Genomic DNA, 26,624 nt, shown 5'->3' on the forward strand with positions numbered 1-26,624 from the left:
TCGTTCCGGGCCGTCCGGCCACGACATCCTCAACGGTCCACTCTCTCACCCGTCCCGGACGGGTCGGGGCTTTCCGCTGCGGTGTCCGGTGCCCCGTCACTCGGCTGCACCGGGTTGTCCGCCCCGGACCGGGCGTCCGACTCTTCGGCGGGACGGTTCGCGAAGTGTTGCCCGGTCCCGGCCCCGTCGGCTGACGGGGCCGCTTCGTCGGGCCCGCCGTCGTCCTCGGTCCCCCGGGCCGCGGCGCGCTTGCGCTGGGTGTACATCCGGAAGCCGGCGAGCACCAGCAGCAGGACACCGCCTCCGATGACGAGCATCACGGTGGCCGTGATCTCGGTGACCTTCACGTCGAAGGTCACCGGCGCGCCGTACGCCCTGCCGTCCTCGGTGTACAGCTGGGCGACGACCGCGGCCTGGCCGTTGGCGTTGGCCGAGGTGGTGAACTTCACCGTCGTGCTGTGCCCGCCGGCGACCGCGATGGGCTGCTCGTCGTAGGCCTTGCCGCCGATCTCGAGACGGGTCGGATTGGTCGAGGTGAGCCGCAGCACGAGGCGGTCGACGCCCTGTACGAGGTTGTTCTGGACGGTCACCGGGATCGTGGCGCTGCGTCCGGAGAGCTTGAGCTCCGACTTGTCGATCAGTTTGACCTGGCCGGCGAGCGTGGTGAGGTAGGCCTGGACGCCCTGCCGGAAGCTGCTCGCCGCGGCGGTCCGGCCGCGCCAGGACGTCGACATCTCACGGTTGACGGCTCGCCCGAAGGGGGTCACCACCCGGGACTCGTCGGTCAGGATCACCTTGAAGTTGTCGAGCCGGTCCTGCGTGGTGGCGATGTCCACGAAGGCCGACCTCGGCAGCTCCCGCTTGACGAGCGAGGAGCGGTAGGCCGACCGGGACGGCACCTTCGTCGTGGCGCCCGGATCGGGCTTGGCCGTGGCGGCCGCCGCGAGCTGCTGTGCCTGCGACCAGGTCCCGCCCTGAAGGGCGGTGACCGCTTCCGCCATCGTCTGGGCCTGCCTCGCGGTCGGCATGCGCTGGGGGGCCACGACGATGCTGCGCTGCTTGTCCGTCTGGAGGTTCAGCGCCAGGCTCTGCGCGAGGAACTCCTGCACGGCGAGTGTGGACGCGGATGCCGTCGTCAGATCGCCCCGGAACGTCTGCGACAGCTGGGAGTCCGCGACGACCGCCGTGGTGCCGCCGCCGATGGGGCGGGCCGCGGAGGGCGTGTACGAGAGGTCGCCGCTCTCCGGCAGGCTGTCGCTGCGCGCGATCACCTTGTCGGCGCCCGCGGAGGTGGCCACCTTGACGATCGACGGGTCGACGGCGCCCTCCACCGGCCAGGCGAATTCGGTGCTCGGGGTCACATGGAGCACGGTTTCCACCGTGCTGGCGGCGACGTCGGTGGCGGCCTTGAGCTGGCTCAGGGAGCCGGTGACGCTGGTACCGCTGTGGGCGAGGGAGGCCAGGTCGGGGTCGGCGTAGGGCAGGGCCACGACCTGCTTGCCCTGCACGGCCCGCTGGAGCTCGGCGAGCCACCGACCGGCGACGGCCTGGTGCTTGCCGGCCGTCGTGGTGTCGCCGGCGAGGATGTCGTACCGCTCGGTCATGGCGTCGACGGAGGCCAGCAGGTCCGGGTCGATCACCCAGGTGACATCGAGGGTCTTGCCGAGCCTCAGGAGCTGGTCGAGGCGGCCGCCGGGAGAGATCTCCGCGGCGAGGTCGTCGTCGAGGAAGACCGGCGTCTGCCGTTCGTTCGATCCTGTCTCGGCCGTCATGTGGACGCCGGAGACCAGCGGCCACAGCACGGTGGTACGGGTCCGGGTATCGGCCTCGTCGGGCAGCCACGGCAGGAACGTCCGCTGGATGCCGAGCAACTGCTCCCAGGGCTTGGCGGACGTCTCACCCGAGAGGGAGACGCCCAGCGGATACACACCGCCGGCTCCGAGGTCGAGTTCGTCGACCGGTACGGAGATGCTGAACTGCTGGGAGACCCCCGGAGTGAGCTTGGCGAACTCGGCGACGTACTTGTCGCCCACCTCGGATCCGGTGGAGCTCGACAGGTCGTCGGGGCGTTTGGCGGTCCTGTCGATCGCCGAACGGGTGGTCAGCGCCGACCCCACACGCAGGTCCACGTGTGCGTCCGTGACGGCCTGCTTGCCCTTGTTGGTCACCGTGCCGGACACGGTCAGCGTGTCACCCTCGGTGGGGACGCTGGGGCTGAGCGAGTCGATGGCGACGGACACCGTGCCCGTGTCGGAGGCTTCCCTGGTGGAGGTCTGTTCGGCGGCATGCGCCGAGGGCACGGGCAGCTGGAGCAGACCGGCCAGCAGAGGCGCACCCGCGAGCAGTGCTCCGGTGCGCCGCAGCCACCGGCGGGCAGGTGAGGGAGCCATCCCCGGGAAGTCTGCCGCCTCGGCCACGCGCTCGTCCGTCCCTCGTCGTCGTCAGTGGTCGTCGGAATGTGCGTCCACGCATGGTAACGATGCCCGCGGAGGGGAAGTGCCGCGGTCCGCTCCACAAGATCAGGTACGACGGGGGCGGCATCCCCTATGTGCGCGTGTGAAGTGGAGGGTTCTCGTAAGTCGCAAAGGCTGGTCTTGTCCGGCTTTCGAGGGAGGTGGCGGTCCCTATCAATAGGGGCGCTCGCGCCATGCCGAGCCACGTACTCTCTTCTGTTGTGCCGAACGCCAACGAAGACAACCTCAGTGCCCTGAACCAGGTGCAGCACCGAGCGGTGAGTGAACTGCTGCGGGTGGCTCCTGTCGCCGACGACCTCGCCCGTCGATTCCAGGAGGCGGGGTTCTCGCTCGCCCTGGTCGGCGGCTCGGTCCGGGACGCGCTGCTCGGCCGGCTCGGCAACGACCTCGACTTCACGACGGACGCTCGTCCCGAGGACGTGCTGAAGATCATCCGGCCCTGGGCGGACGCCGTGTGGGAGGTCGGGATCGCGTTCGGCACGGTGGGCGCGCAGAAGGACGCCCGCGTCGGAGACGCCGATCGAAGCTTCCAGATCGAGGTGACCACCTACCGGTCGGAGGCCTACGACCGGACCTCGCGCAAGCCCGAGGTGTCCTACGGCGACTCCATCGAGCAGGATCTGGTCCGGCGGGACTTCACGGTGAACGCGATGGCTGTAGCGCTTCCCGAGAAGGAGTTCATCGATCCGCACGGCGGCCTCCATGACCTCGCCGCACGGGTGCTGCGCACCCCGGGCACGCCCGAGGAGTCTTTCTCGGACGACCCGCTGCGGATGATGCGCGCCGCCCGCTTCGCCGCCCAGCTCGACTTCGAGGTGGCCCCGGAGGTCATCACGGCGATGACCGAGATGGCCGGCCGACTCGAGATCGTCTCGGCCGAGCGGGTCCGCGACGAGCTGAACAAGCTGATCCTCTCCACACACCCCCGCAAGGGGCTGACGCTGCTGGTCGACACCGGGCTCGCCGAGTACGTGCTGCCGGAGCTGCCCGCTCTGCGGCTGGAGAGCGACGAGCACCACCGGCACAAGGACGTCTACGAGCACACGCTGATCGTTCTGGAGCAGGCGATCGCACTGGAGGAGGACGGCCCGGACCTCATCCTTCGTCTGGCCGCACTGCTGCACGACATCGGCAAGCCGCGCACCCGTCGGTTCGAGCAGGACGGCCGGGTCTCCTTCCACCACCACGAGGTGGTCGGAGCGAAGATGACCAAGAAGCGTATGACCGCGCTGAAGTACTCCAACGAACTGGTGAAGGACGTCTCGCGCCTCGTCGAGCTCCACCTGCGGTTCCATGGCTACGGCACCGGTGAATGGACGGACTCCGCTGTCCGCAGGTACGTGCGGGACGCCGGACCGCTCCTCGATCGGTTGCACAAGCTGACCCGCTCGGACTGCACGACGCGCAACAAGCGCAGGGCGGCCGCGCTCTCGCGTGCGTACGACGGGCTGGAGGAGCGCATCGAGGAGCTGAAGGAGCAAGAGGAGCTGGACGCGATCCGCCCGGACCTCGACGGCAACCAGATCATGAAGATCCTGAACGTCGGTCCCGGCCCCGCCGTCGGCAAGGCGTACAAGCACCTGCTCGAACTACGGCTGGAGAACGGACCGATGGAGTACGACGCGGCGGTGGAGGCGCTCCGGGAGTGGTGGGCCAAGGAGGGCTGAGGCCCGTGGAGCGGGGTCATGTTTCACGTGAAACATGACCCCGGCGCGGATACGCCGAAGGGCGGTGTTTCACGTGAAACACCGCCCTTGCTCTACGACTGCCTTACTTCGAGTAGTCCTTCAGGCAGAGCAGGAAGTTACTGCCGTCCCCGGTCTCGGTGTACGAGTACTGGAAGTCCTTGGCCTTCTCCGTGCACTTGGTCTCCGCGCTGATCGAGGAGAAGTCCCCCTTGACCTTCGCCAGCACCACGTACTGAGCCTTCGAGGAGCTGCACTCGACGACTTCGAGATCGGGGTCGTTGTCGTCGGTGCTGCCGCGGTGCATGCAGTCGCCGACAGCCGCCGTGTTGGCGTCGTCCCGGCTCGTCATGAAGACGCCGATGCCCACACCGATGACGGCCAGGACGATCACGATGTTCTTGATCAGCTTGAAGCTGACCTTGCGGGCGGGCGGCGCCGGGGGGACCGCGCCATAGGGGGCGGTGGGCTGCTGCGGGAAGCCGGGCTGGCCGGGCTGCGGCGGGTACGGAGCCTGGCCCTGGGGCTGGCCGTAGGGCTGCTGGCCCTGCTGCGCGAACGGATTCTGGCCCTGGGGCGGCGGAGTCGTCACTGGGGGTCCCCCTAAAGAACATGGATGTGCGACGCGTGTGAGACGCGAGATAAGACGCACGTAAATTACCGGCCACCACTGACAACCTTGTAGCCCAGGGGAAGTCTGTGGCATTGATGTGACACTTACTGACGTTCAAAACGGGCCAAAGCCAGAGAAACGGCTCCGTAGATAACGGCGACCGTGACCACCAGAACTGTCGAACGCCCGTCCGGCGGCAGCATCACGGCAGCCACTCCGGCGGCGCCGACGAAAGCGACGTTGAAGAGCACGTCGTAGAGGGAGAAACCGCGGCCGCGGAAGCCGTCCTCCACGGAGGACTGGACGATGGTGTCCGTGGCGATCTTCGCGCCCTGAGTGGCGAGCCCCAGGACGAAGGCCGCGACGAACGCGGTGGCTTCGGTGAACCGGAGCATCAGGGCGGGTTCCAGGACGGCGGCGACGGCCGAGCAGACGGCGATCCAGCGGCCCGGACCCAGTCGCCCGGCCGCCGACGGGGTCACCAAGGCCGCCACGAAGAACCCGGCGCCGGCGATACCCACCACCAGCCCCAGAAGTGCCAGACCCTCCTCCGGGTCGGAGGACCAGGCGTACCGGCAGAGCATCAGCATCATGACGGTCAGGGCGCCGTAGCAGAACCGCATCAGCGTGATCGCGCAGAGCGCCCGGGCGGCCGGTCGGCGCCCCGGCTCGGCGAGGTGACGCAGACCGGCCGCCAGGCCGCGGGCCGTTCCCCGGAGGGCGACGGTGAGACGGGGCGGGACCCGCTCCCGCTCGGGGCCGAGCAGGTCCACCGCCAGGCGCAGGGACACCAGGGCGGCGCACAGGTACAGCGCCGAGCCCATCAGGACGACGGCGGCATCGGAGTCCCCGACCAGCAGCCGCATCACGAAGGCGAGACCTCCTCCCGCGGTCGCGGCGAGCGTTCCGGCCGTCGGCGAGAGGGAGTTGGCGATGACCAGGCGCTCGGAGTCGACCACCCGCGGCAGCGCCGCCGACAGACCGGCCAGGACGAAGCGGTTGACCGCGGTGACACAGAGAGCGGAGGCGTAGAAGAGCCAGTCGGGAACGCCGCCGATGATCAGGACGGCCGTGACCGAGGCCAGCAGGGCGCGCAGGAGGTTTCCGTAGAGGAACACCTGGCGGCGGCGCCAGCGGTCCAGCAGGACGCCGGCGAAGGGACCGACCAGGGAGTACGGGAGCAGCAGGACCGCCATCGCCGAGGCGATCGCGGTGGCGGAGGTCTGTTTCTCCGGCGAGAACACGACATATGCCGCGAGCGCGACCTGGTAGACGCCGTCGGCGCACTGGGAGAGGAGTCGTACGGAGAGCAGGCGCCGGAAGTTGCCGAAGTGCAGCAGGACGCGCAGATCGCGGACGACGGCCATGGGGGACAGCCTCACACACGGCGAAGCCCCCGGATCACACGACCCGGGGGCCCTCGTCAGCCCTGGCAGGAGCGAATGTTCAGCGCTGCCGAAAGCAGCGCGGTGTGCTGTGCCGATCCGGCGCGCGACCCTCGGCGGGGTCTGCGCGCCGTACTCCGCCGGATCAGCGCTCGACCTCGCCGCGGATGAACTTCTCGACGTTCTCGTAGGCCTCGTCGTCGAAGTACTGGACCGGCGGGGACTTCATGAAGTAGCTCGACGCCGACAGGATCGGGCCGCCGATGCCGCGGTCCTTGGCGATCTTCGCGGCGCGCAGGGCGTCGATGATGACACCCGCGGAGTTCGGGGAGTCCCAGACCTCGAGCTTGTACTCCAGGTTCAGCGGGACGTCACCGAAGGCGCGGCCCTCGAGACGGACGTACGCCCACTTGCGGTCGTCGAGCCAGGCCACGTAGTCCGAGGGACCGATGTGGACGTTCTTCTCGCCCATGTCGCGGTCGGGGATCTGCGAGGTGACGGCCTGCGTCTTCGAGATCTTCTTGGACTCGAGGCGATCGCGCTCCAGCATGTTCTTGAAGTCCATGTTGCCGCCGACGTTGAGCTGCATGGTGCGCTCGAGGCGGACTCCGCGGTCCTCGAACAGCTTCGCCATCACACGGTGGGTGATGGTGGCGCCGACCTGCGACTTGATGTCGTCACCGACGATCGGGACGCCGGCCTCGGTGAACTTGTCCGCCCACGACTTGGTGCCGGCGATGAAGACCGGAAGGGCGTTGACGAAGGCGACCTTGGCGTCGATGGCGCACTGGGCGTAGAACTTCGCCGCGTCCTCGGAACCGACGGGCAGGTAGCAGACGAGGACGTCGACCTGCTTGTCCTTCAGGACCTGGACGATGTCCACCGGCTCCTCGGCGGACTCCTCGATGGTCTGGCGGTAGTACTTGCCGAGACCGTCGAGGGTGTGGCCGCGCTGGACCGTGACGCCCTTGTTGGGCACGTCGCAGATCTTGATGGTGTTGTTCTCGCTGGCACCGATGGCGTCCGAGAGGTCGAGGCCGACCTTCTTCGCGTCGACGTCGAAGGCGGCGACGAACTCGACGTCACCGACGTGGTAGTCCCCGAACTGCACGTGCATCAGGCCCGGGACCTTGGACGCCGGGTCGGCGTCCTTGTAGTACTCGACGCCCTGCACCAGCGACGCCGCGCAGTTGCCCACGCCGACGATGGCTACGCGAACCGAACCCATTCCGGTTGCTCCCTGTGTGTACGAGTGAGGCCCTTAGTGGGCGCTCACGTGGCGGTTTCGTCGGGCGTATCCGTCCCGGAGGTGTCTCCGTGACGGGGCAGGCCGCCCGTCGATCCAGATGTGGTGTTCTGCTGAGCGGGCCCCCCGAAGCCGGAACCCTTCAGGTCCCGTCCGGCCCGCTCGCTCTCGATGAGCTCGTTCAGCCAGCGCACTTCGCGCTCCACGGACTCCATTCCGTGGCGCTGGAGCTCAAGCGTGTAGTCGTCGAGGCGCTCCCTGGTGCGCGCCAGCGAGGCGCGCATCTTCTCGAGACGCTCCTCCAGGCGACTGCGGCGGCCCTCCAGGACGCGCATGCGCACATCGCGGGAGGTCTGCCCGAAGAAGGCGAAGCGTGCGGCGAAGGTCTCGTCCTCGTACGCGTCCGGGCCCGTCTGGGAGAGCAACTCCTCGAAGTGCTCCTTACCTTCCGCCGTGAGCCGGTAGACGATCTTGGCGCGGCGCCCGGTGAGAGGAGCGGCGAGGGCGTCCTCCGGGCTGTTCCCTGCTTCTTCGATCAACCAGCCATTGGCGACGAGCGTCTTGAGGCAGGGGTAAAGGGTTCCGTAGCTGAAGGCACGGAACACGCCCAGCGAGGTATTGAGTCGCTTGCGCAGCTCGTAGCCGTGCATCGGGGACTCGCGGAGCAGGCCGAGGACGGCGAACTCGAGGATCCCGGAACGCCGGCTCATCGTCGCCTCCTCTCTGCCGCGACCCGTGGTGACGGGCCCGTTGACGGTCTTATGCCGTGCTGATGTATCGACTCGATACATCAGCACGATAGAACGGCCTTCCGGCTGGGACAAGGGGGGCGGTAGTGAACGGGATCACATCGCGAACCCGTTGCAGGCAACTTGCCGGGATTGGGGTGAACTTCGGGGCTCGGGGGGTTTCGGCGGTGCGTAGTCTGTGCGCCATGCAAACCACGGGGACTCGCGTGACGCCGGGGGGCGTCGAGTTCCCCGGTGCAGTACGGGTGAATGCGCCAGCAACCGCATCCGTACTTCGGGGGGACAGGAAACCAGCCGCCGTTTCCAGGCGCGTACGGATGCGCCTGCCCGAGGAGTAGTCGTTCGATGAGTGAGCACCGTCGCAAACCGCCGCAGCCGCAGGAAGGCGGACGTGCCGCGGCCCGACGCGGCCAGCCCGGCTCGTCCTCCGGCCGCCGTGCGGCACCGCGAGGCGCCACCGGGTCTCCTTCCGACTCGTACGGGTCGGGCTTCTACGGGCCGGGAGGCGAAGAGCCGTCGTCCGGTGGCCGTGCCGACGCCCGGCGCACGGCGCAGAGGAGCGCGGGTGGTCGGCGCAGAGCCGCCGAGCCGGCGGGAGGCCGCCGAGGCGACCCGTCCGGCCCTCCGGGCCGGGGCAGGGGGCGCTCGGCGCCCGCCCAGAAGCGTCTGATCGACTATCCGCGTGCCGGCAAGCACGGCTGGCGGCGCTGGGTGCCGTCCTGGAAGCTCGTCACCGGCGTGTTCGTCGGCTTCATGGGCAGTCTGGTCGCGGTGGCGGGCGTCGGGTACGCCATGGTCGCCGTCCCCAAGGTCGACGAGACGGCCACGGCGCAGAACAACGTCTACTACTGGAGTGACGGCACCCAGATGGTTGCCACCGGTGGTGAGACGAATCGCCAGATCATCGATCTCTCGCAGATCCCCGAGGCGATGCGCTGGGCGGTGATCTCGCAGGAGAACAAGACGTTCTACGACGACAGCGGCATCGACCCCAAGGGCATCGCGCGCGCCGTCTTCAACATGGCGCGGGGCGGACAGACGCAGGGTGGCTCGACCATCACCCAGCAGTACGTCAAGAACGCCATGCTGAACGACCAGTCCCAGACGCTCTCCAGGAAGTTCAAGGAGATCTTCGTCTCGATCAAGGTCGGGGCGGAGGAGGACAAGGACGACATCATCGAGGGCTACCTGAACTCGGCGTACTACGGGCGCAACGCCTACGGCATCCAGGCGGCGGCCCGCGCGTACTTCGACAAGGACGCCATCAAACTCAACGAGGGTGAGTGTGCCTTCCTGGCCGCCACGCTGAAGGGCGCCACCTACTACGACCCGGCAGGCGCCACCTCCATCGACCCCTCCGCGACGGCGACGGCCAACAGTCGGCGGGCTCTGAACCAGATGCAGGACACCCTCGACAAGATGGTCGAGTACAAGCACCTGGACGCCTCGAGGCGGGCCAAGTACACCACGCTGCCCGAGCTGGAGAACCCTCGCTCGAACACCCAGCTGAGCGGTCAGATCGGCTACCTCGTCGACCTCGCCAACAGCTATGTGATCACCCACAGCAAGGAAACGGGGATCACCCAGGACAAGCTCCAGCAGGGCGGCTACTCGATCTACACGACCTTCGACAGGGTCAAGGTCAGAAAACTGGAGACGGCGGTCACGAAGGTCCGGGACGCCAACATCAAGCCGAAGGAACGTCCCGAGACGGACACACACGTCCAGTTCGGCGGGGCCTCCGTGAACCCGGCTTCCGGAGCGATCGAGGCGATCTACGGCGGTGAGGACGCGACCAAGCACTTCACCAACAACGCCGACCAGACCGGTGCCCAGGTGGGTTCGACGTTCAAGCCGTTCGTCCTCGCGGCGGCGATGAACTGGGGAGTACGGGACAAGGACCTGGGATCGTCGCAGGCCCAGGACGAGCGCACCATCGTCTCCCCGAAGAGCCTGTTCAGCGGCAAGAACAAGCTGAAGATCAAGGAATACGACGGGACGATCTGGAAGAACGAGAAGGGCGAGGAGTGGCTACAGACCAACGACGGCCAGGCCTCCTACGGCAGCCCGCCCAACTTCAAGATCGACCTGCGTGAGGCGATGCGCGAGTCGGTGAACTCCGCCTTCGTCCAGCTGGGCATGGACGTCGGTCTGGACAAGGTAAAAGAGGCCGCAGAAGACGCCGGTCTCAAGCCGGGAAGCCTCACCGGCTCCGACTTCCCGTCGTTCTCGATCGGCATCTCCGACCCGAGTGCGATCCGGATGGCGGGCTCCTACGCCACCTTCGCGGCGAGCGGCAAGCAGCGTGACCCCTACTCGGTCCAGAAGGTCACGAGCCAGAACGGTGTGATCTACACGCACAAGACCGAGACGAAGCCGGCGTTCACGTCGAAGGTCGCCGACAACGTCACGGACGTGCTGAAGACCGTGGTCGAGAAGGGAACGGGTACCGCCGCGCAGCTGCCAGGTCGTGACGTGGCCGGCAAGACCGGCACCACCGACGGCAACAAGTCGGCCTGGTTCGTCGGCTACACGCCGCAGCTGTCGACGGCGATCACGATGTTCCGGTACGACGACGACGAGACCAAGAAGAACCGCACCTTCCTGGAGATGTTCGGGACGGGTGGGCAGAAGAAGATCCACGGTGCCTCGTTCCCGGCGGAGATCTGGCACGACTACATGGCCGAGGCCATGAAGAACCTGCCGAAGAAGAGGTTCCCGACCCCCGAGCCCATCGGCGAGGTCGTCAACCAGGACCCGATCCCCCCGTCGCCCACTCCGACGATCACAGAGACGGAGGAGACGAGCCCTTCGCCGTCCCCTACCCCCAGTAAGACGACGACGGAGCCGTCGCCCTCCCCGAGCGACACCTGCAACAGCTTCTTCGGTTGTGAGGAAAACTCGGGCGGTGTGAACGGCGGAGGCAACAACGGCGGCACCGGGGAGACGAGTCCCTCGCCCTCCCCCAGCGACACCGGAGAGGACACCAGAGGCAATGCCAACGGCGGGGGCTTCTTCGGAGGAGCGAGCGGATAGCCGGGCAATCACCCCGTACGGGCGTTTCACGTGAAACAGGCGGACGTTTCACGTGAAACGAGGGCCGCCTCACCGAACCAGGTGAGGCGGCCCTCGGCGTCTTGCCAGGCCCGTACGGCAGGATGTGGGCCATGCCCAGTGCAGAATCGACGCCAGCGCGCGTGCACGACCCGGATCCGGTGCAGCCGACCAGGAACGACGAGGTGGCCGCGGCCGGCAGTGAGCTGATCGGCGGCCCTCTGGGGCGGCGAGCTGTGACCGGGACGAACTGGCTCTCGCCCGTCCGGGTCGTCGCGCTCGTGGCCATCGGGATGTTCGCCCTCGGCCTGATCCAGAAGGCGCCCTGCTACAACGGCGGTTGGTTCTTCGGCGCCGTCTCCCAGTACACGCACGCGTGCTACTCGGACATCCCGCACCTGTACCAGGGACGCGGATTCGCCGACGGGCTCGTGCCGTACTTCGACAGGCTTCCCGGCGACATGCAGTACCTCGAATACCCGGTGCTGACCGGAGTGTTCATGGAGGTGGCCGCCTGGCTGACGCCGGGCAGCGGCAGTGCCCAGCACCAGGGTCAGTGGTACTGGATGGTCAACGCCGGAATGCTGATGGCGTGCGCGGCCGTCATGGCCGTCTGCGTGGCCCGGACGCATGCCCGGCGGCCCTGGGACGGTCTGCTGGTGGCCCTGGCGCCCGCGTTCGCGCTCACCGCCACCATCAACTGGGATCTCCTGGCGGTCGCTCTGACCGCCTCGGCGATGCTGATGTGGTCACGCGGACGGACGCTCGCCTTCGGCGTTCTGCTGGGGCTCGCCACCGCCGCCAAGCTCTACCCGGTCTTCCTGCTGGGCCCCCTGTTCGTCCTGTGCTGGCGGGCGGGCAAATGGCGGGACTTCGGCACGGCACTGGGCGGTGCGGTCGTCGCCTGGCTGGTGGTGAACCTGCCGGTGATGCTCTTCGCCTTCGAGGGCTGGTCGAAGTTCTACACGTTCAGCCAGGAGCGGGGCGTCGACTTCGGTTCGTTCTGGCTGATCCTGGCCCAGAACTCCAGCGATCCGCTCACCACCGACAGCGTCAACACCCTCGCCACCCTCCTGGTCGTGGTGTGCGGACTGGGCATCGGTGCGCTGACGCTGACCGCTCCGCGCCGCCCGCGCTTCGCCCAACTGGCGTTCCTGATCGTGGCGGCCTTCATCCTCACCAACAAGGTCTACTCGCCGCAGTACGTCCTGTGGCTCGTGCCGTTGGCCGTACTGGCCCGGCCGAAGTGGCGGGACTTCCTGATCTGGCAGGCCTGCGAGGTGACGTACTTCCTCGGTATCTGGCTGTACCTCGCCTACACGACCAGCGGAGACGCCCACAAGGGACTGCCGACCGACGGCTACCACTGGGCCATCGGCGTGCACCTGCTCGGAACGCTCTACCTGAGCGTCATGGTGGTGCGGGACATCCTGATGCCCGAGCGGGACGTGGTCCGACAGGCCGGGGACGACGACCCCTCGGGCGGCGTGCTCGACGGGGCGGAGGACGTGTTCGTCCTGGGCGCCGCGGCACATCCCGCCCGGCACGCCGCCCCCTCCGACGGGCCACAGTTGGAGTGGGGCAAGCGGGACACCGCCGACCGTTCGCCCTGAGCGAACGCGATCCGGCCCGGTCAGACGTCAGGCCGTACACGGAGCCCCGTGTACGGCCTGACGTCGTCGTGTGGTGCTCAGCGGTCCACGATGCGGTCGAACTGCGTGGTGGTGTGCCGCAGATGGGCCACCAGTTCGTCGCCGACCGTCGGCTCCGGCGCGTCCGAGGGGACGAAGAGGATGGACACCTGCATGTGCGGCGGCTCGGCGAACCAGCGCTGCTTGCCGCCCCAGACGAACGGCGAGAGGTTCCGGTTCACCGTGGCCAGGCCGGCGCGGGCGACGCCCTTGGCGCGCGGCATGACGCCGTGCAGGGCCTTGGGGGCCTCCAGGCCCACCCCGTGCGACGTGCCGCCCGCCACGACCACCAGAAAGCCGTCTGAGGCCGCCTTCTGCTGTCGGTAGCCGAAGCGGTCTCCCTTGGTGACGCGGGTGACGTCCAGGACGGCGCCACGGTATTCGGTGGCCTCGTGGTCGCCCAGCCACAGCCGGGTGCCGATGCGGGCACGGAAGCGGGTCTGCGGGAACTGCTGCTGCAAACGGGCGAGTTCGTCGGCCTTGAGGTGGCTCACGAACATCGTGTGCAACGGCAGCCTGGCCGCGCGCAGCCGGTCCATCCAGCCGATGACCTCTTCGACGGCGTCCGAGCCGTCGGTACGGTCCAGCGGCAGATGGATGGCGAAGCCCTCCAGGCGGACGTTCTCTATGGCGGCGTGCAGCTGCGGCAGGTCCTGCTCGCTGATGCCGTGTCGCTTCATCGAGGACATCACCTCGATCACCACGCGCGCACCCACGAGGCCGTAGACACCGTCGATGGACGACACCGACCGCACCACCCGGTCGGGCAGCGGGACGGGCTCCTCGCCGCGCCGGTACGGCGTCAGCACCAGCAGGTCACCGCTGAAGAAGTCCTTGATGCGCGCGGCCTCGTAGGTCGTGCCGACAGCGAGGATGTCCGACCCCAGCCGGGTGGCCTCCTCCGCCAGCCGCTCGTGCCCGAAGCCGTAGCCGTTGCCCTTGCAGACCGGGACGAGCCCGGGGAACTGCTCCTGCACGTGCTTGTGGTGCGCCCGCCAGCGCGCGGTGTCGACGTAGAGCGTGAGCGCCATGGCCGGACCTGGAACCTTTCTCGTGGCTGCGGTGTGTCAGAGGTGGGGAGCTGTCGAGACGTATGACGCATCGAAGCAGCTGACGGATGCTCAGCGGCGCGACATGTACATGTCGAGCGCCTTGTGGAGCAGTTTGTTCAGCGGGAAGTCCCACTCGCCCAGGTACTCGGCGGCCTGTCCGCCCGTGCCGACCTTGAACTGGATCAGGCCGAACAGGTGATCCGACTCGTCCAGCGAGTCGGAGATGCCGCGCAGGTCGTAGACGGAGGCCCCGAGGGCGTAGGCGTCGCGCAGCATCCGCCACTGCATCGCGTTCGAGGGGCGGAACTCCCGGCCGATGTTGTCGGAGGCGCCGTAGGAGTACCAGACATGCCCGCCGACGATCAACATGGTCGCCGCCGAGAGGTTCACGCCGTTGTGGCGGGCGAAGTACAGCCGCATGCGGTTGGGGTCCTCGGTGTTGAGGGCCGTCCACATGCGCTGGAAGTACGACAGCGGGCGAGGCCGGAAATGGTCGCGCACAGCCGTGATCTCGTAGAGCCGCTGCCACTCCTCGAGGTCGTGGTAGCCGCCCTGGACGACCTCGACACCGGCCTTCTCGGCCTTCTTGATGTTGCGCCGCCAGAGCTGGTTGAAGTTCCTGTGGACCTCTTCCAGGGAACGGTTCGCCAGCGGCACCTGGTAGACGTAGCGCGGTTGGACGTCGCCGAAGCCGGCACCGCCGTCCTCGCCCTGCTGCCAGCCCATCCGACGCAGCTTGTCGGCCACCTCGAAGGCTCGCGGCTCGATGAAGTCGGCCTCGATGTCCCGCAGTCGCTTCACGTCCGGGTTCTGGATGCCCGCCTTGATGGAGGCGGCCTCCCAGCGCCGGATGATCACCGGCGGACCCATCTTCACGGAGAAGGCGCCCTGCTGCTTGAGGTGCGCGAGCATCGGTTCCAGCCACTCGGTCAGATTCGGCGCGTACCAGTTGATGACCGGTCCCTCGGGCAGATAGGCGAGGTAACGCTTGATCTTGGGAAGCTGGCGGTAGAGGACGAGGCCGGCACCGACGAGTTCACCGGTCCTGCCGTCGAACCAGCCGAGGCTCTCCGACCGCCACTCGGCCTTGACATCGGCCCAGGCCGGAACCTGCATGTGGCTCGCCGCCGGCAGGCTCTGGATGTATGCCAGATGCTGCTCGCGGCTGATCGTCCTCAGGGTCAGGCTCATTCGGGGCGCTCCTCGGGCTGGTGTGTCCCCATGGGTACAGGGGCTCCGGCTCTCGCGCCGAAGCCTACTGCGCCTTGCGAGCGCCCCGACTGGGCGTACGGCACCTTCGCCCCGGCCCATGGACGGCCGGGGCGTTCCGCCGGGGCGGAGCCGGTCCTGTGCGGCGCGGGCCGGCGACCGCCGCGGTGGCGTGCCGGACGGGCGTGGGTCAGGTCACCACAGGCCGCCGAAGAGGCCGCCGTGGGCCATGCCGAGGAAGAAGCCGATGCCGGAGGCACCGAGGCCCAAAATCAGCCCGAAGCGCTCACGAGTGGTCTCGGAGACCCACTGCCCGTACGCACCGGTGAGGATTCCCACCAGGCCGGCCCACGAGCTGAGCAGGTGGAGGCTGTGGAACATCGCCGTGATCAAGGCCACCGCGCCCAGCACCAGAGTGACGGCCAAGAGCGTGTCCTGGAGCGGATGGGGCCTGCCGTCGGTGGCGAGGAGAGAACCGGCGGTGTTGGGTCGCAATGCCTGTGCCATGAGGCACCTCCTGCGGAAAGCGGCGCATCGTAGCGCCGTACACACCCGATGTGTACAGATTGACGGCCTCCCGGCCCGGATTTCAACCGGAAGCCGGTGTGCAGGTACTCTGTACCCTCTGCACCGGTGTCTGCCCAGGCACAGCCAGGGACTCCGCCCAGCTCAGGACGGGAAGTCGCGACGCGACCCCCGACTGTCAGTGGCGGCCTATACCGTTGCGTACGCATCACAACCCTCCTGCCACGGAACGACCGTGGCCGTTGAGTCCAAAGGAGGTGGGTTCCACATGCGTCACTACGAAGTGATGGTCATCCTCGACCCCGATCTCGAGGAGCGCGCTGTCTCCCCGCTGATCGAGAACTTCCTCTCCGTCGTCCGTGAGGGCAACGGAAAGGTGGAGAAGGTCGACACCTGGGGCCGTCGTCGTCTCTCGTACGAGATCAAGAAGAAGCCCGAGGGCATCTACTCGGTCATCGACCTTCAGGCCGAGCCTGCGGTCGTCAAGGAGCTCGACCGCCAGATGAACCTGAACGAGTCGGTCCTCCGGACCAAGGTCCTCCGCCCCGAGAACCACTGAGCTTCCCCGCTCAGCCGGTCTCGGGATTCGAGTAGCAGCACCAGCAGCCAGCAGCAGCAAACCCGCCGAGAGGTTCCCCCATGGCAGGCGAGACCGTCATCACGGTCATCGGCAATCTTGTCGACGACCCCGAGCTGCGCTTCACCCCCTCCGGTGCGGCGGTCGCGAAGTTCCGTGTCGCGTCCACTCCCCGCACCTTCGACCGTCAGACGAACGAGTGGAAGGACGGCGAGAGCCTGTTCCTGACCTGCTCGGTCTGGCGTCAGGCGGCCGAGAACGTCGCCGAGTCGCTCCAGCGAGGCATGCGCGTCCTCGTGCAGGGCCGGCTGAAGCAGCGGTCCTACGAGGACCGCGAGGGCGTCAAGCGCACGGTCTACGAGCTGGACGTCGAGGAAGTCGGTCCCAGCCTGCGCAATGCCACGGCCAAGGTCACCAAGACCGCCGGCCGCGGTGGACAGGGTGGTGGCGGTGGCTTCGGCGGCGCCGGTGGTGGCGGTGGCGCCCAGGGCGGCGGCTGGGGCGGTAGCCCCGGCGGCGGTCAGCAGGGCGGCGGCGCTCCCGCCGACGACCCGTGGGCGACCAGTGCTCCCGCAGGTGGCAACCAGGGCGGCGGTGGTGGCGGCGGCTGGGGTGGAAACTCCGGCGGCGGTGCCGGCGGCGGCTACTCGGACGAGCCCCCCTTCTAGGCCTTCGGGTCCGGGCATCCGGGCCTGTTCGGGTCGAGGGCGGGTCGTATCCCAACTTCTTGATCACACAGGAGAATCACCATGGCGAAGCCGCCTGTGCGCAAGCCGAAGAAGAAGGTCTGCGCATTCTGCAAGGACAAGGTCACGTACGTGGACTACAAGGACACGAACATGCTGCGGAAGTTCATTTCCGACCGCGGCAAGATCCGTGCCCGCCGCGTGACCGGCAACTGCACGCAGCACCAGCGTGACGTCGCCACGGCCGTGAAGAACAGCCGTGAGATGGCGCTGCTGCCGTACACCGCCCAGGCGCGATAAGGGAAGGGTGACCGAAAAATGAAGATCATCCTCACCCACGAGGTCTCCGGCCTCGGTGCCGCCGGCGACGTCGTAGACGTCAAGGACGGCTACGCTCGCAACTACCTGATCCCGCGGAACTTCGCGATCCGCTGGACCAAGGGTGGCGAGAAGGACGTCGAGCAGATCCGTCGCGCTCGCAAGATCCACGAGATCCAGACCATCGAGCAGGCCAACGCTGTGAAGGCCCAGCTCGAGGGCGTCAAGGTCCGCCTGGCCGTCCGCTCCGGCGACGCCGGTCGCCTCTTCGGTTCCGTCACCCCGGCCGACATCGCCTCGGCGATCAAGGCTTCCGGTGGCCCCGAGGTCGACAAGCGCCGCATCGAGCTGGGCGCGCCGATCAAGACCCTGGGCGCCCACGAGACGTCCGTGCGTCTGCACCCCGAGGTTGCCGCCAAGGTCAACCTCGAGGTCGTCGCGGCCTGATCGCTGCGTTCGGCTTGTAGAGCTGAGAAGGGGCCGCACCCTCAGGGGTGCGGCCCCTTCCGCATGCCTCGGCCGAATCCGCGGAGTGGCCGATCAGCGGTGCGACGCTTCACGTGAAACGCCGGTTTCACGTGAAACGGTCAACGGGTCGCGCCGGTGACCAGCCAGTGCCCCGAGCGGGTGCGCAGCCAGAGGGTCAGCATCCGGACCACCATCATCAGGGTCATCGCTCCCCACAGCGCGGTGAGTCCGCCGCCGAGAGCGGGGACCAGCAGGGCGACCGGAGCGAAGACCGCCAGGGTGAGGACCATCGCCCAGGCGAGGTAGGGGCCGTCGCCGGCACCCATCAACACGCCGTCCAGGACGAAGACGATGGCACACACCGGCTGGGACAGGGCCACCACCAGCAGCGCGGGCAGCGCGGCTCCCTGGACCCCGGGGTCCCCGGTGAACAGGGGCAGGAACAGCGGCCGGGCCAGCACCACGAGCAGGGCCAGGACGACACCCACGGCGATTCCCCACTCCACCATCCGGCGGCAGACGGCCTGGGCCCCCCGGGGATCGCCGGCGCCGAGATAACGACCGATGATCGCCTGTCCGGCGATGGCGATGGCATCGAGGGCGAAGGCCAGCAGGCTCCACAGCGACAGGACGATCTGATGGGCCGCGATGTCCGTGTCACCGAGGCGGGCGGCAACGGCGGTGGCGATCATCAGAACGGCCCGTAGGGACAGGGTGCGCACCAACAGGGGCACGCCGGCCTGGGCCGAGGCGCGGATACCCGTGGCGTCCGGGCGCAGCGAGGCGCTGTGTCTACGGGCGCCCCGGACCACCACGACCAGGTAGGCCGCGGCCATGCCGCACTGGGCGATGACCGTGCCCCACGCGGAGCCCGCGATACCGAGGTCCGCGCCGTAGACGAGACCGACGTTCAGAAGGGCGTTGACGACGAAGCCCGCGACAGCGACGTAGAGAGGTGTCTTCGTGTCCTGGAGTCCGCGCAGCACACCGGTCGCGGCCAGGACGACCAGCATGGCCGGGATGCCCAGTGCCGAGATGCGCAGATACGTGATCGCGAACGGGGCCGCTGTGTCGGAGGCGCCGAACAGGTCCACGAGCCAGGGGGCGGTGGGAAGAACGAGGGCGATCACGGCCGCGCCGAGCAGCAGTGCCAGCCAGATGCCGTCCATGCCCTGGCGGATGGCTGCCGGGAGATCGCCGGCGCCCACGCGGCGTGCGACGGCTGCCGTGGTGGCGTAGGCGAGGAAGACGAAGATGCTGACGGCGGTGGTCAGGAGAGCGGAGGCCACACCGAGTCCGGCGAGTTGCGCGGTGCCGAGGTGGCCCACGATGGCGCTGTCGGCGAGGACGAAGAGGGGCTCGGCGACGAGGGCGCCGAAGGCCGGGACGGCCAGTGCCACGATCTCTCGATCGTGCTGTCGCCGAGTGGCCTTGGGGATCGCGGGAGCCGGTGTCATGGCCACCAATCTAATCGTCCACAGGTAAGAGATGCAATCGTGTAACGACCCTTACTTGGTGACTCCCTGTGCGTGCTCCCCTGCACCCTTCGCGGCAATCTTGATCCGACGGGAAAAGTTTTTCTTCTGCACAGCCGGTGGATGGGAAACCTGCTGGTCAGTGCCGTCGGGTGGGAAAACGCGAGGGCTTGTTCACAGGGCTGTCCACCGGGTCGTGCACAGGTTTTGCGCAGTTCTCCACAGCATCGGGCCCGTCGTCCACATGGCCTGTGGATAACCAGATTGGCTGACGTCGCCCACGGGCCTACGGTGGTCCGGCGCCCGCTCCGTTCCTCGGCTGTGAAAGCCACACAAAACCGACGTGCTCGAACCGGAGTTGGGCCTCTTAGTTGTCAGTGCCGTGCCGTAGAAATAAGGGGCACGGCGAGGTCCGCTCCGCGGACGGGAGGAGGTGGCTCGGTTGAGCATTTCCGAGCCCTTGGACGATCCGTGGGCCGACAGCGGTCCCAGTGATCGTCTGCCCCACTCCCGTCGGCGCGACGGGGGCCGCGGGCGGGACGAGCAGCACGACCGGGGCCGGGACAGCGGCGAATGGGACGGGGGCGGGACACCCTTCGAGCGGGTGCCGCCGCAGGATCTCGACGCCGAGCAGTCCGTGCTCGGGGGCATGCTCCTGTCGAAGGACGCCATCGCCGACGTCGTCGAGATCCTCAAGGGCCACGACTTCTACAAACCGGCGCACGAGACGATCTACCAGGCCGTCCTCGACATCTATGCCAAGGGTGAGCCGGCCGACCCCATCACGATCGCCGCCGAACTCACCAAGCGCGGCGAGATCAACAAGGTCGGCGGCGCCTCGTATCTGCATACGCTCGTCCAGACCGTGCCGACGGCGGCGAACGCCGAGTACTACGCGGAGATCGTGCACGAGCGCGCGGTTCTGCGCCGTCTGGTCGAGGCCGGCACCCGCATCACCCAGATGGGATACGCGGGCGACGACGACGTCGACGAGATCGTCAACCGCGCCCAGGCCGAGATCTACGCCGTCACGGAACAGCGCACCAGTGAGGACTACCTCCCGCTCGGCGACATCATGGAGGGCGCCCTCGACGAGATCGAGGCGATCGGCTCGCGCAGCGGCGAGATGACCGGTGTGCCCACGGGCTTCACCGACCTCGACTCGCTCACCAACGGGCTGCACCCCGGCCAGATGATCGTCATCGCTGCGCGACCCGCCATGGGTAAGTCCACGCTCGCCCTGGACTTCGCCCGCGCGGCCTCGATCAAGCACAATCTGCCCAGCGTGATCTTCTCCCTGGAGATGGGGCGCAACGAGATCGCGATGCGCCTGCTGTCCGCCGAGGCCCGTGTCGCCCTGCACCACATGCGCTCCGGCACGATGACGGACGAGGACTGGACCCGTCTGGCCCGCCGGATGCCGGAGGTCTCGTCCGCGCCGCTCTACATCGACGACTCGCCGAACCTGTCGATGATGGAGATCCGCGCAAAGTGCCGACGGCTGAAGCAGCGCAACGACATCAAGCTGGTGATCATCGACTACCTCCAGCTGATGCAGGCCGGCGGCTCCAAACGTTCCGAGAGCCGTCAGCAGGAGGTATCGGACATGTCCCGTAACCTCAAGCTCCTGGCCAAGGAGCTGGAGGTCCCGGTGATCGCGCTCTCCCAGCTCAACCGCGGTCCCGAGCAGCGCACGGACAAGAAGCCGATGGTGTCCGACCTGCGTGAGTCCGGATCCATCGAGCAGGACGCCGACATGGTCATCCTGCTGCACCGCGAGGACGCGTACGAGAAGGAGTCACCGCGCGCGGGCGAGGCGGACATCATCGTGGGCAAGCACCGTAACGGTCCGACGGCCACGATCACCGTGGCCTTCCAGGGGCACTACTCGCGCTTCGTGGACATGGCACAGACCTGATCGCGTGCCCTCGGCGAAATGGGCTCGACGCCGGCCGGGTCGCCGGGTGGACTGGGCTCATGACGACACCTCTGGAAGAGCTGCTTCCCGGTACCCGGCGGGCCCTGCTGCACCGGATCGCCGTGGCCCAGTCCGAGGGGCGGGCGCCCTCGCTCGTCGCGGCGGTGGTGCGGGACGGGCGGGCCGTGTGGCACGGGGCGCGGACCTCGGTCGACGGGCACGCACCGGACGAGCACGTGCAGTACCGGATCGGCTCCATCACCAAGACCTTTACCGCCGTTCTCGTGCTGCGACTGCGTGACGAAGGGGCGCTCGATCTCGAGGACCCGCTGGACAAGCATCTGCCGGGCTCGGGCGCAGGGGAGGCGACCATCGCCCAACTTCTCGCTCATACGGGCGGTCTGCCAGCCGAGTCGCCCGGTCCCTGGTGGGAGCGGACTCCTGGCTCGTTGCGTCCTGGCCTCTCCGACGTCCTCGGTGCCCAACCCGCTCTGCACCCGCCGGGGCGTCGCTTCCACTATTCCAACCCCGGATACAGCCTGCTCGGCGCTCTCGTCGAAGAATTCCGCGGTGCTCCGTGGGAGGAGGTACTACGTCGGGAGGTGCTCGAACCCCTGGGCCTGGATCGAACGAGTGCACGGCCGGTGGCTCCGCACGCCGGGGGCTGGGCGGTGCACCCCTGGGCCGACGTGATGCTTCCCGAACCCACCGAGGACTTCGGCCGGATGGCGGCAGCGGGGCAGCTCTGGTCCACGAGCGGCGACCTGGCACGGTTCGCCGCCTTCCTCGCCCGAGGGGACGACCGGGTGTTGAGCGCGGACACCCTCAGGGAGATGCGGACGCCCGCGGCACCGACCGAACTCACGGACCTCGCGGCCGGTGGCACGTACGGGCTGGGGATGCGGATCGAGAACGTGGGCGGCCGGGTGCTCGTGGGGCACTCCGGCTCGGTGCCGGGGTTCCTGGCCGGCCTCACGATCAGTGTGGCCGACGACGTCGCCGCGGTGGTCCTGGCCAACTCCACGTCCGGCCCGATGGTGACTCAGGTGGCCGCCGACCTGGTACGCGTCGTGGCTGAGGCCGAGCCGCGGATTCCGGAGCCGTGGCGGCCACTGCGGGACATCGATCGTGCTGTCCTGGAGCTGGCGGGCCAGTGGTACTGGGGGACCAGTCCGTTCGCCCTGCGGGTCATGGCTGACGGCCACATCTCCCTGGGACCGCTCGCCGACGGTGGGCGACGTTCGCGATTCCGGGCGAACGGCGACGGAACGTGGGCGGGCCTGGAGGGCTACTTCGCCGGCGAGACCCTGCGGGCCGTGCGGCGACCGGACGGTACCGCGGACCACCTCGACCTCGGGTCGTTCGTGTTCACACGCCAGCCGTACGACGAGGGTGCCGAGGTGCCCGGCGGCGTGGACGCGGAGGGCTGGAGGGGCATCGGCTAGCGCCCAGGGGAGGATGAGACGTTCGCCGTGTTTCACGTGAAACACGGCGAACCGTCTCTCTTCGACGCCTGGACGTGGTGTCCGGGTTCTCGCGTCCGGGTTCGTATTCGGGTGGTCAGAGCTGGAGCTTGAACCCGATGTGCGAGGCCTCGAAACCCAGTCGCTCGTAGAAGCGGTGGGCGTCGGTACGCGTGCTGTCGGAGGTCAGCTGGACCAGTCGGCAGTCCTCCCTTCGGGACTCCTCGATCGCCCACTCGATGAACCGCGTACCCAGGCCGCTGCCGCGCTCGTCGGCATGGACGCGTACCCCCTCGATGATGGACCTGGTCGTCCCGCGCCGGGAGAGGCCGGGCACGATCGTCAGCTGGAGGGTGCCCACGACGCGTCCCTCGCGCACGGCTACGACCAGGCGCTGGTTCCGGTCGGCTCTGATCCGCTCCAGCGCGCTCAGATACGGGGCCAGGTCGTCCGGCGACTCGCGTCGTGCACCCAGGGGGTCGTCCGCGAGCATGCCCACGATCGCGGGAAGGTCTCCGGCGACGGCAGGGCGTATTTCAAGATCTCCCATGGCCGCACCCTATGCAGCGGCAGGTGCCTTCAGGGACTCCACGACCCGGACCAGGGGGGCCAGCTCCGCGCTCTTCGCCGCCTCGTCGAGGGCCTCGCGGAGGGCGGCGTCGTTGGTCGGACGGGCTGCGTCCAACAGCTTCAGCCCGGCCTCGGTGACGTTCGTGTAGATGCCGCGGCGGTCGGTGGGGCACAGGTAGCGCTCGAGCAGGCCACGGTCCTCGAGGCGGGTGACCAGTCGGGTGGTGGCGCTCTGGCTGAGGACGACGGCGTCGGCGACCTGCTTCATCTGTAGATGTCCCCCTTCGCCGTCGTGCTGGCGGCTGAGCACGTCCAGGAGGGAGTACTCGCGCACGCTCAGGTCGTGCCGGACCTGGAGGGCACGCTCGATGTGGGCTTCGATCCTGCCGTGAAGCAGGGAGAGGGCGCACCAGCCCTGAGCGAGAGCGGTGAGCGCGGGGTCCGTCGCAGTCATTGGGTGGTCTCCTCCGTCCCGATGCGGCTGGATCCCAGGATAGAGCACTACCGCAATAGACAGCCTTTGCGTGTAGCCAGCGTCTGCAAGTATTGTGGGCGCACGCAAAGCGCTCCTGCAATCGTCTGGAAGGTCTACCCCACCATGCCTCTCGCGCTACTGGCCCTCGCGATCGGGGCCTTCGGGATCGGAACGACCGAATTCGTGATCATGGGTCTGCTGCCCGAGGTCGCGGATGACTTCGGAGTCTCCATTCCCACCGCAGGCTTCCTGGTGACCGGTTACGCGCTCGGCGTCGTGCTCGGCGCCCCGCTCATGACCGTTCTCGGTACCAAGGTGTCCCGCAAGCGCATGCTGATGCTGCTGATGGGCTTGTTCGTCATCGGCAACCTCCTGTCCGCGGTCGCCCCCGCCTTCGCCGTCATGCTGATCGGCCGAGTGGTCGCCTCGCTCGCCCATGGCGCGTTCTTCGGCATCGGCTCGGTCGTCGCGGCCGACCTGGTCGCCCCCGACAAGAAGGCCGGCGCCATCGCGATGATGTTCACCGGCCTCACCGTCGCCAACGTCGTCGGTGTCCCGCTGGGTACCCTCGTCGGGCAGACCGCCGGCTGGCGTGTGACCTTCGGCGTCGTGGCCCTCCTCGGCGTCCTCGGCCTGGCGGGAATCGCCAAGCTGGTGCCCGACCTGCCCCGCGCGGAGGGCGTACACCTGCGGCACGAACTGGCCGCGTTCAAGAACGCGCAGGTCCTGCTGGCCATGGCGATGACCGTCCTGGGCTTCGGCGGCGTCTTCGCGGCCATCACCTACATCGCGCCGATGATGACCCACGTCGCGGGCTTCGCCGAGGGCTCCGTCACCTGGCTGCTCGTCCTCTTCGGGCTCGGCATGGTCGGCGGCAACCTCGTCGGCGGCAGGTACGCCGATCGCGCCCTGATGCCGATGCTGTACATCTCCCTCGGCAGCCTGGCGGTCGTCCTGGCCCTCTTCACCCTGACCGCGCACAACAAGGTGCTGGCGACCGTCACGATCGTCCTGATCGGCGCTCTGGGATTCGCCACGGTCCCGCCGCTCCAGAAGCGGGTCCTCGACCAGGCGCACGGCGCCCCGACGCTCGCCTCGGCGGTGAACATCGGCGCCTTCAACCTCGGCAACGCCCTCTCCGCCTGGCTCGGCGGCCTCGTCATCGCCGCCGGCCTCGGCTACACCGCCCCGAACTGGGTCGGCGCCGCCCTCGCCGCGGCGGCTCTCGCTCTCGCTCTGGTCTCGGCCGCGCTGGAACGCCGCGACGGCGCCGTCAGTTCCGTCGTCGCCGGACGGAACCCGTCCGACCAGACGGTAGCCGCCCACCACTGAACCGTTCGACAGTGCGGAGCCAGGACCGTCCCCCACGCCTTGGGGTGCACCCCTCCACGACAGCTGCCCGCACAAGCTCCCCGCTCGAGAAGAACCCGCAAGGAGAACACCCCGATGAGCACCACCACCGCCTTCGCACCCATGACCGCGCACGACGCCGATGTCCTCCTCGCGGCCGCCCGCCGTGCGGCCGAGGCCGCCGGGGTCACGGTCAGTGTCACCGTCCTGGACGCGGGTGGCCATCTGCTGGCGTTCCGCCGGGACGACCGTGCCGTGCTGATCTCCGGCGAGACGAGCACCCGCAAGGCATACACGGCGCTCCAGTTGAACACCCCGACGGCCGACCTCGTCGACGCCGTCCAGCCCGGCGGCCTCTTCCACACCCTCCCCACCGCGCTCGACAGGCCGCTGCTGTTCATCGCGGGCGGCGTGCCGGTCCACCGTGACGGACGTCTGATCGGGGCCGTGGGCGTGGGCGGCGGTGCCCCGGAGCAGGACCACGGCTTCGCCGTCGCGGCTGTGGAGGCACTCGCCTGACCTCGCTCCGACGACGCGGTCGGCGACCCTTTTCCGCCAAGAGGACGGCCGCCACTGTCAGCGGAGCGAACCGCCGGGTCCAGTCGCCGGGGAGTTCCGTGATGCCGTAGGTCATGACGGTGTTGAAGGCGACCGACGCCAGACCCCGCTCCTTGACCCAGGCCAGGAGTTCCTCGTGCCGGACGTCGATGTCGGTGCGCAGCGGCCGGTCGGAGTGCTCCGCCAGGGACGCGAGAAGTGCTTTTGCCGTCTCTGTGTCCCGGGCGATCAGCGGCCCCACGACATGGGTGTCCATGTTGGGCCAGGCGGCCGCGTAGCCGATGATCCGGCCGTCGTCCTCGGCGACCCGCACCTGGTCGGCGAAGGCTGGCAGCCGGGCGATCACAGAGGTGCGGTCGGCGCCGAACACCTCCTCGTCGAGGCGGAGGATCGTGGTGAGATCCTCCGCCGTGGCCGCACGCGTCTTGATGCCGGGGACCGGTCCGCCGGACCTCAAGCGGCCGACCATCATCTCGGCGCGTCCCGTGGTCTTGAACCCCAGCTCCTCGTACAGCGGACGGCCGTTCGGCGTCGCGTGCAGGGTCAGCGGGGTCGTGCTCATCACGGAGATGACGTGCCGCATCAGGCGGCGGCCGACGCCCTGCCGGGCATGCCGTTCGGCGACGAGCACCATGCCGACGGCGCCGAATGAGGGGTGGCCAGGAGGACCGTACTCGGTGACCACACAGGCGCTGACGAGGCCGCCGTCCGGGTCGTCGATGCCGTAACCCTGTCCGGCGGTGAGGAGGAGGCCCCACTTGTGTTCCTCTCGCGGCCACCCCCTGTCTTCGGACAGGTCGGCGCAGGCGATGAGGTCACGGTGCGTCAGACGACGGATGGGGAGAGCGGCGAGGAAAGGAGTCGGCACGCAGGTCAGGTTGTCCGACCGGTACCTGTCGCGTCCACCTGTTTCCTCACAGTCGTATGTGCTTTTGGCCAAGTCGTGGCCCACTGCACAGCGCGCCGACAGCTGGACGTCGTTTCACGTGAAACAACCGACGGCTCCGCCCTCGGAAGACTGGGCCCGGCACCGCCCATGTACCTCTCCAGCCTCGGCGCCATGACACGACTTCACCTCTGCGA

22 protein-coding genes and 1 pseudogene are annotated in these 26,624 nt (G+C 68.4%); 11 read left to right on the forward strand and 12 right to left on the reverse strand.

The annotated features are described in order from the left end of the window. Positions 1 to 29: 29 nt before the first annotated feature. On the reverse strand, positions 30 to 2,417 hold the full coding sequence (locus tag ACZ5Y0_RS22615; RefSeq protein ID WP_469130488.1) for a DUF6049 family protein: 2,388 nt from the start codon (positions 2,415 to 2,417) through the stop codon (positions 30 to 32). A gap of 257 nt (positions 2,418 to 2,674) precedes the next feature. Between ACZ5Y0_RS22615 and ACZ5Y0_RS22620 the strand changes: the two genes are divergently transcribed. Further along, entirely contained in the window at positions 2,675 to 4,141 is a 1,467-nt protein-coding gene (locus ACZ5Y0_RS22620) for a CCA tRNA nucleotidyltransferase (protein WP_469130489.1), read from the forward strand. A 103-nt stretch (positions 4,142 to 4,244) separates the two neighbouring features. Here the strand turns inward: ACZ5Y0_RS22620 and ACZ5Y0_RS22625 are convergent, their stop codons facing one another. The 4 genes from ACZ5Y0_RS22625 to ACZ5Y0_RS22640 all read right to left on the reverse strand — a co-directional run bounded on the left by ACZ5Y0_RS22625 (position 4,245) and on the right by ACZ5Y0_RS22640 (position 8,113). Then, entirely contained in the window at positions 4,245 to 4,751 is a 507-nt protein-coding gene (locus ACZ5Y0_RS22625; protein WP_469130490.1) for an LppU/SCO3897 family protein, read from the reverse strand. Between the two features lie 125 nt (positions 4,752 to 4,876). Next, on the reverse strand, positions 4,877 to 6,139 hold the full coding sequence (locus tag ACZ5Y0_RS22630; protein ID WP_469130491.1) for an MFS transporter: 1,263 nt from the start codon (positions 6,137 to 6,139) through the stop codon (positions 4,877 to 4,879). A gap of 163 nt (positions 6,140 to 6,302) precedes the next feature. Next, positions 6,303 to 7,385 (reverse strand): inositol-3-phosphate synthase, encoded by a 1,083-nt coding sequence (locus ACZ5Y0_RS22635; RefSeq protein ID WP_469130492.1) that lies wholly within the window; start codon positions 7,383 to 7,385, stop codon positions 6,303 to 6,305. Between the two features lie 44 nt (positions 7,386 to 7,429). Continuing rightward, the gene (locus tag ACZ5Y0_RS22640; RefSeq protein WP_469130493.1) at positions 7,430 to 8,113 is read right to left on the reverse strand and encodes a PadR family transcriptional regulator; all 684 of its coding nucleotides are present in this window, start codon (positions 8,111 to 8,113) and stop codon (positions 7,430 to 7,432) included. Positions 8,114 to 8,497: 384 nt separating this feature from the next. Between ACZ5Y0_RS22640 and ACZ5Y0_RS22645 the strand changes: the two genes are divergently transcribed. Both ACZ5Y0_RS22645 and ACZ5Y0_RS22650 read left to right on the forward strand, forming a co-directional pair. Next, complete coding sequence (locus ACZ5Y0_RS22645) at positions 8,498 to 11,188, forward strand: transglycosylase domain-containing protein (protein ID WP_469130494.1); 2,691 nt, start codon at positions 8,498 to 8,500, stop codon at positions 11,186 to 11,188. 131 nt (positions 11,189 to 11,319) lie between these two features. Further along, positions 11,320 to 12,819 carry a glycosyltransferase family 87 protein gene (locus ACZ5Y0_RS22650; RefSeq protein ID WP_469130495.1) on the forward strand — a complete coding sequence of 500 codons (1,500 nt, stop codon included), beginning with the start codon at positions 11,320 to 11,322 and terminating at the stop codon, positions 12,817 to 12,819. Positions 12,820 to 12,896: 77 nt separating this feature from the next. On the opposite strand, the gene ACZ5Y0_RS22655 is transcribed toward ACZ5Y0_RS22650, so the two are convergent. The 3 genes from ACZ5Y0_RS22655 to ACZ5Y0_RS22665 all read right to left on the reverse strand — a co-directional run bounded on the left by ACZ5Y0_RS22655 (position 12,897) and on the right by ACZ5Y0_RS22665 (position 15,665). Then, entirely contained in the window at positions 12,897 to 13,928 is a 1,032-nt protein-coding gene (locus tag ACZ5Y0_RS22655) for an alanine racemase (protein ID WP_469130496.1), read from the reverse strand. A 90-nt stretch (positions 13,929 to 14,018) separates the two neighbouring features. After that, positions 14,019 to 15,140 carry a peptidoglycan bridge formation glycyltransferase FemX gene (gene femX / locus ACZ5Y0_RS22660; protein WP_467509526.1) on the reverse strand — a complete coding sequence of 374 codons (1,122 nt, stop codon included), beginning with the start codon at positions 15,138 to 15,140 and terminating at the stop codon, positions 14,019 to 14,021. A 213-nt stretch (positions 15,141 to 15,353) separates the two neighbouring features. Continuing rightward, positions 15,354 to 15,665 carry a hypothetical protein gene (locus tag ACZ5Y0_RS22665; RefSeq protein ID WP_469130497.1) on the reverse strand — a complete coding sequence of 104 codons (312 nt, stop codon included), beginning with the start codon at positions 15,663 to 15,665 and terminating at the stop codon, positions 15,354 to 15,356. Positions 15,666 to 15,951: 286 nt separating this feature from the next. Here ACZ5Y0_RS22665 and rpsF point away from each other — a divergent pair, with 286 nt between their 5' ends. From rpsF to rplI, 4 genes are all read left to right on the forward strand, one after another. Next, positions 15,952 to 16,242 (forward strand): 30S ribosomal protein S6, encoded by a 291-nt coding sequence (gene rpsF, locus ACZ5Y0_RS22670; protein WP_359463672.1) that lies wholly within the window; start codon positions 15,952 to 15,954, stop codon positions 16,240 to 16,242. A gap of 80 nt (positions 16,243 to 16,322) precedes the next feature. Beyond that, a complete protein-coding gene (locus ACZ5Y0_RS22675; RefSeq protein WP_469130498.1) occupies positions 16,323 to 16,928 on the forward strand; it encodes a single-stranded DNA-binding protein in 606 nt (201 codons plus the stop codon). An 81-nt stretch (positions 16,929 to 17,009) separates the two neighbouring features. Further along, positions 17,010 to 17,246: a 30S ribosomal protein S18 gene (gene rpsR / locus ACZ5Y0_RS22680; protein ID WP_020130672.1), complete on the forward strand. Its 237-nt coding sequence runs from the start codon at positions 17,010 to 17,012 to the stop codon at positions 17,244 to 17,246. An 18-nt stretch (positions 17,247 to 17,264) separates the two neighbouring features. Continuing rightward, complete coding sequence (gene rplI / locus ACZ5Y0_RS22685; RefSeq protein WP_469130499.1) at positions 17,265 to 17,711, forward strand: 50S ribosomal protein L9; 447 nt, start codon at positions 17,265 to 17,267, stop codon at positions 17,709 to 17,711. A gap of 140 nt (positions 17,712 to 17,851) precedes the next feature. Here the strand turns inward: rplI and ACZ5Y0_RS22690 are convergent, their stop codons facing one another. After that, on the reverse strand, positions 17,852 to 19,189 hold the full coding sequence (locus ACZ5Y0_RS22690) for an MATE family efflux transporter (protein ID WP_469130500.1): 1,338 nt from the start codon (positions 19,187 to 19,189) through the stop codon (positions 17,852 to 17,854). Positions 19,190 to 19,649: 460 nt separating this feature from the next. Between ACZ5Y0_RS22690 and dnaB the strand changes: the two genes are divergently transcribed. Next, positions 19,650 to 21,125, forward strand: coding sequence for a replicative DNA helicase (dnaB, locus tag ACZ5Y0_RS22695; protein WP_469130501.1), 1,476 nt, complete (start codon positions 19,650 to 19,652; stop codon positions 21,123 to 21,125). A 59-nt stretch (positions 21,126 to 21,184) separates the two neighbouring features. Then, positions 21,185 to 22,570, forward strand: a complete 1,386-nt coding sequence (locus tag ACZ5Y0_RS22700) for a serine hydrolase domain-containing protein (RefSeq protein WP_469130502.1) — start codon at positions 21,185 to 21,187, stop codon at positions 22,568 to 22,570. Between the two features lie 115 nt (positions 22,571 to 22,685). Here the strand turns inward: ACZ5Y0_RS22700 and ACZ5Y0_RS22705 are convergent, their stop codons facing one another. Together ACZ5Y0_RS22705 and ACZ5Y0_RS22710 are read right to left on the reverse strand one after the other, a co-directional pair. Then, on the reverse strand, positions 22,686 to 23,138 hold the full coding sequence (locus ACZ5Y0_RS22705) for a GNAT family N-acetyltransferase (protein ID WP_469130503.1): 453 nt from the start codon (positions 23,136 to 23,138) through the stop codon (positions 22,686 to 22,688). A gap of 9 nt (positions 23,139 to 23,147) precedes the next feature. Further along, the gene (locus ACZ5Y0_RS22710) at positions 23,148 to 23,612 is read right to left on the reverse strand and encodes a MarR family winged helix-turn-helix transcriptional regulator (RefSeq protein ID WP_469130504.1); all 465 of its coding nucleotides are present in this window, start codon (positions 23,610 to 23,612) and stop codon (positions 23,148 to 23,150) included. A 144-nt stretch (positions 23,613 to 23,756) separates the two neighbouring features. Between ACZ5Y0_RS22710 and ACZ5Y0_RS22715 the strand changes: the two genes are divergently transcribed. Together ACZ5Y0_RS22715 and ACZ5Y0_RS22720 are read left to right on the forward strand one after the other, a co-directional pair. Continuing rightward, entirely contained in the window at positions 23,757 to 24,965 is a 1,209-nt protein-coding gene (locus ACZ5Y0_RS22715; RefSeq protein ID WP_469130505.1) for an MFS transporter, read from the forward strand. A gap of 114 nt (positions 24,966 to 25,079) precedes the next feature. Next, positions 25,080 to 25,502 (forward strand): GlcG/HbpS family heme-binding protein, encoded by a 423-nt coding sequence (locus ACZ5Y0_RS22720; RefSeq protein ID WP_469130506.1) that lies wholly within the window; start codon positions 25,080 to 25,082, stop codon positions 25,500 to 25,502. Positions 25,503 to 25,548: 46 nt separating this feature from the next. Here the strand turns inward: ACZ5Y0_RS22720 and ACZ5Y0_RS22725 are convergent. After that, positions 25,549 to 26,409 (reverse strand): annotated as a pseudogene (locus ACZ5Y0_RS22725) (GNAT family N-acetyltransferase); the annotation flags it as partial. Between the last annotated feature and the right edge of the window lie 215 nt (positions 26,410 to 26,624).

The sequence above is a fragment of the Streptomyces sp. NPDC033216 genome (assembly GCF_055577115.1).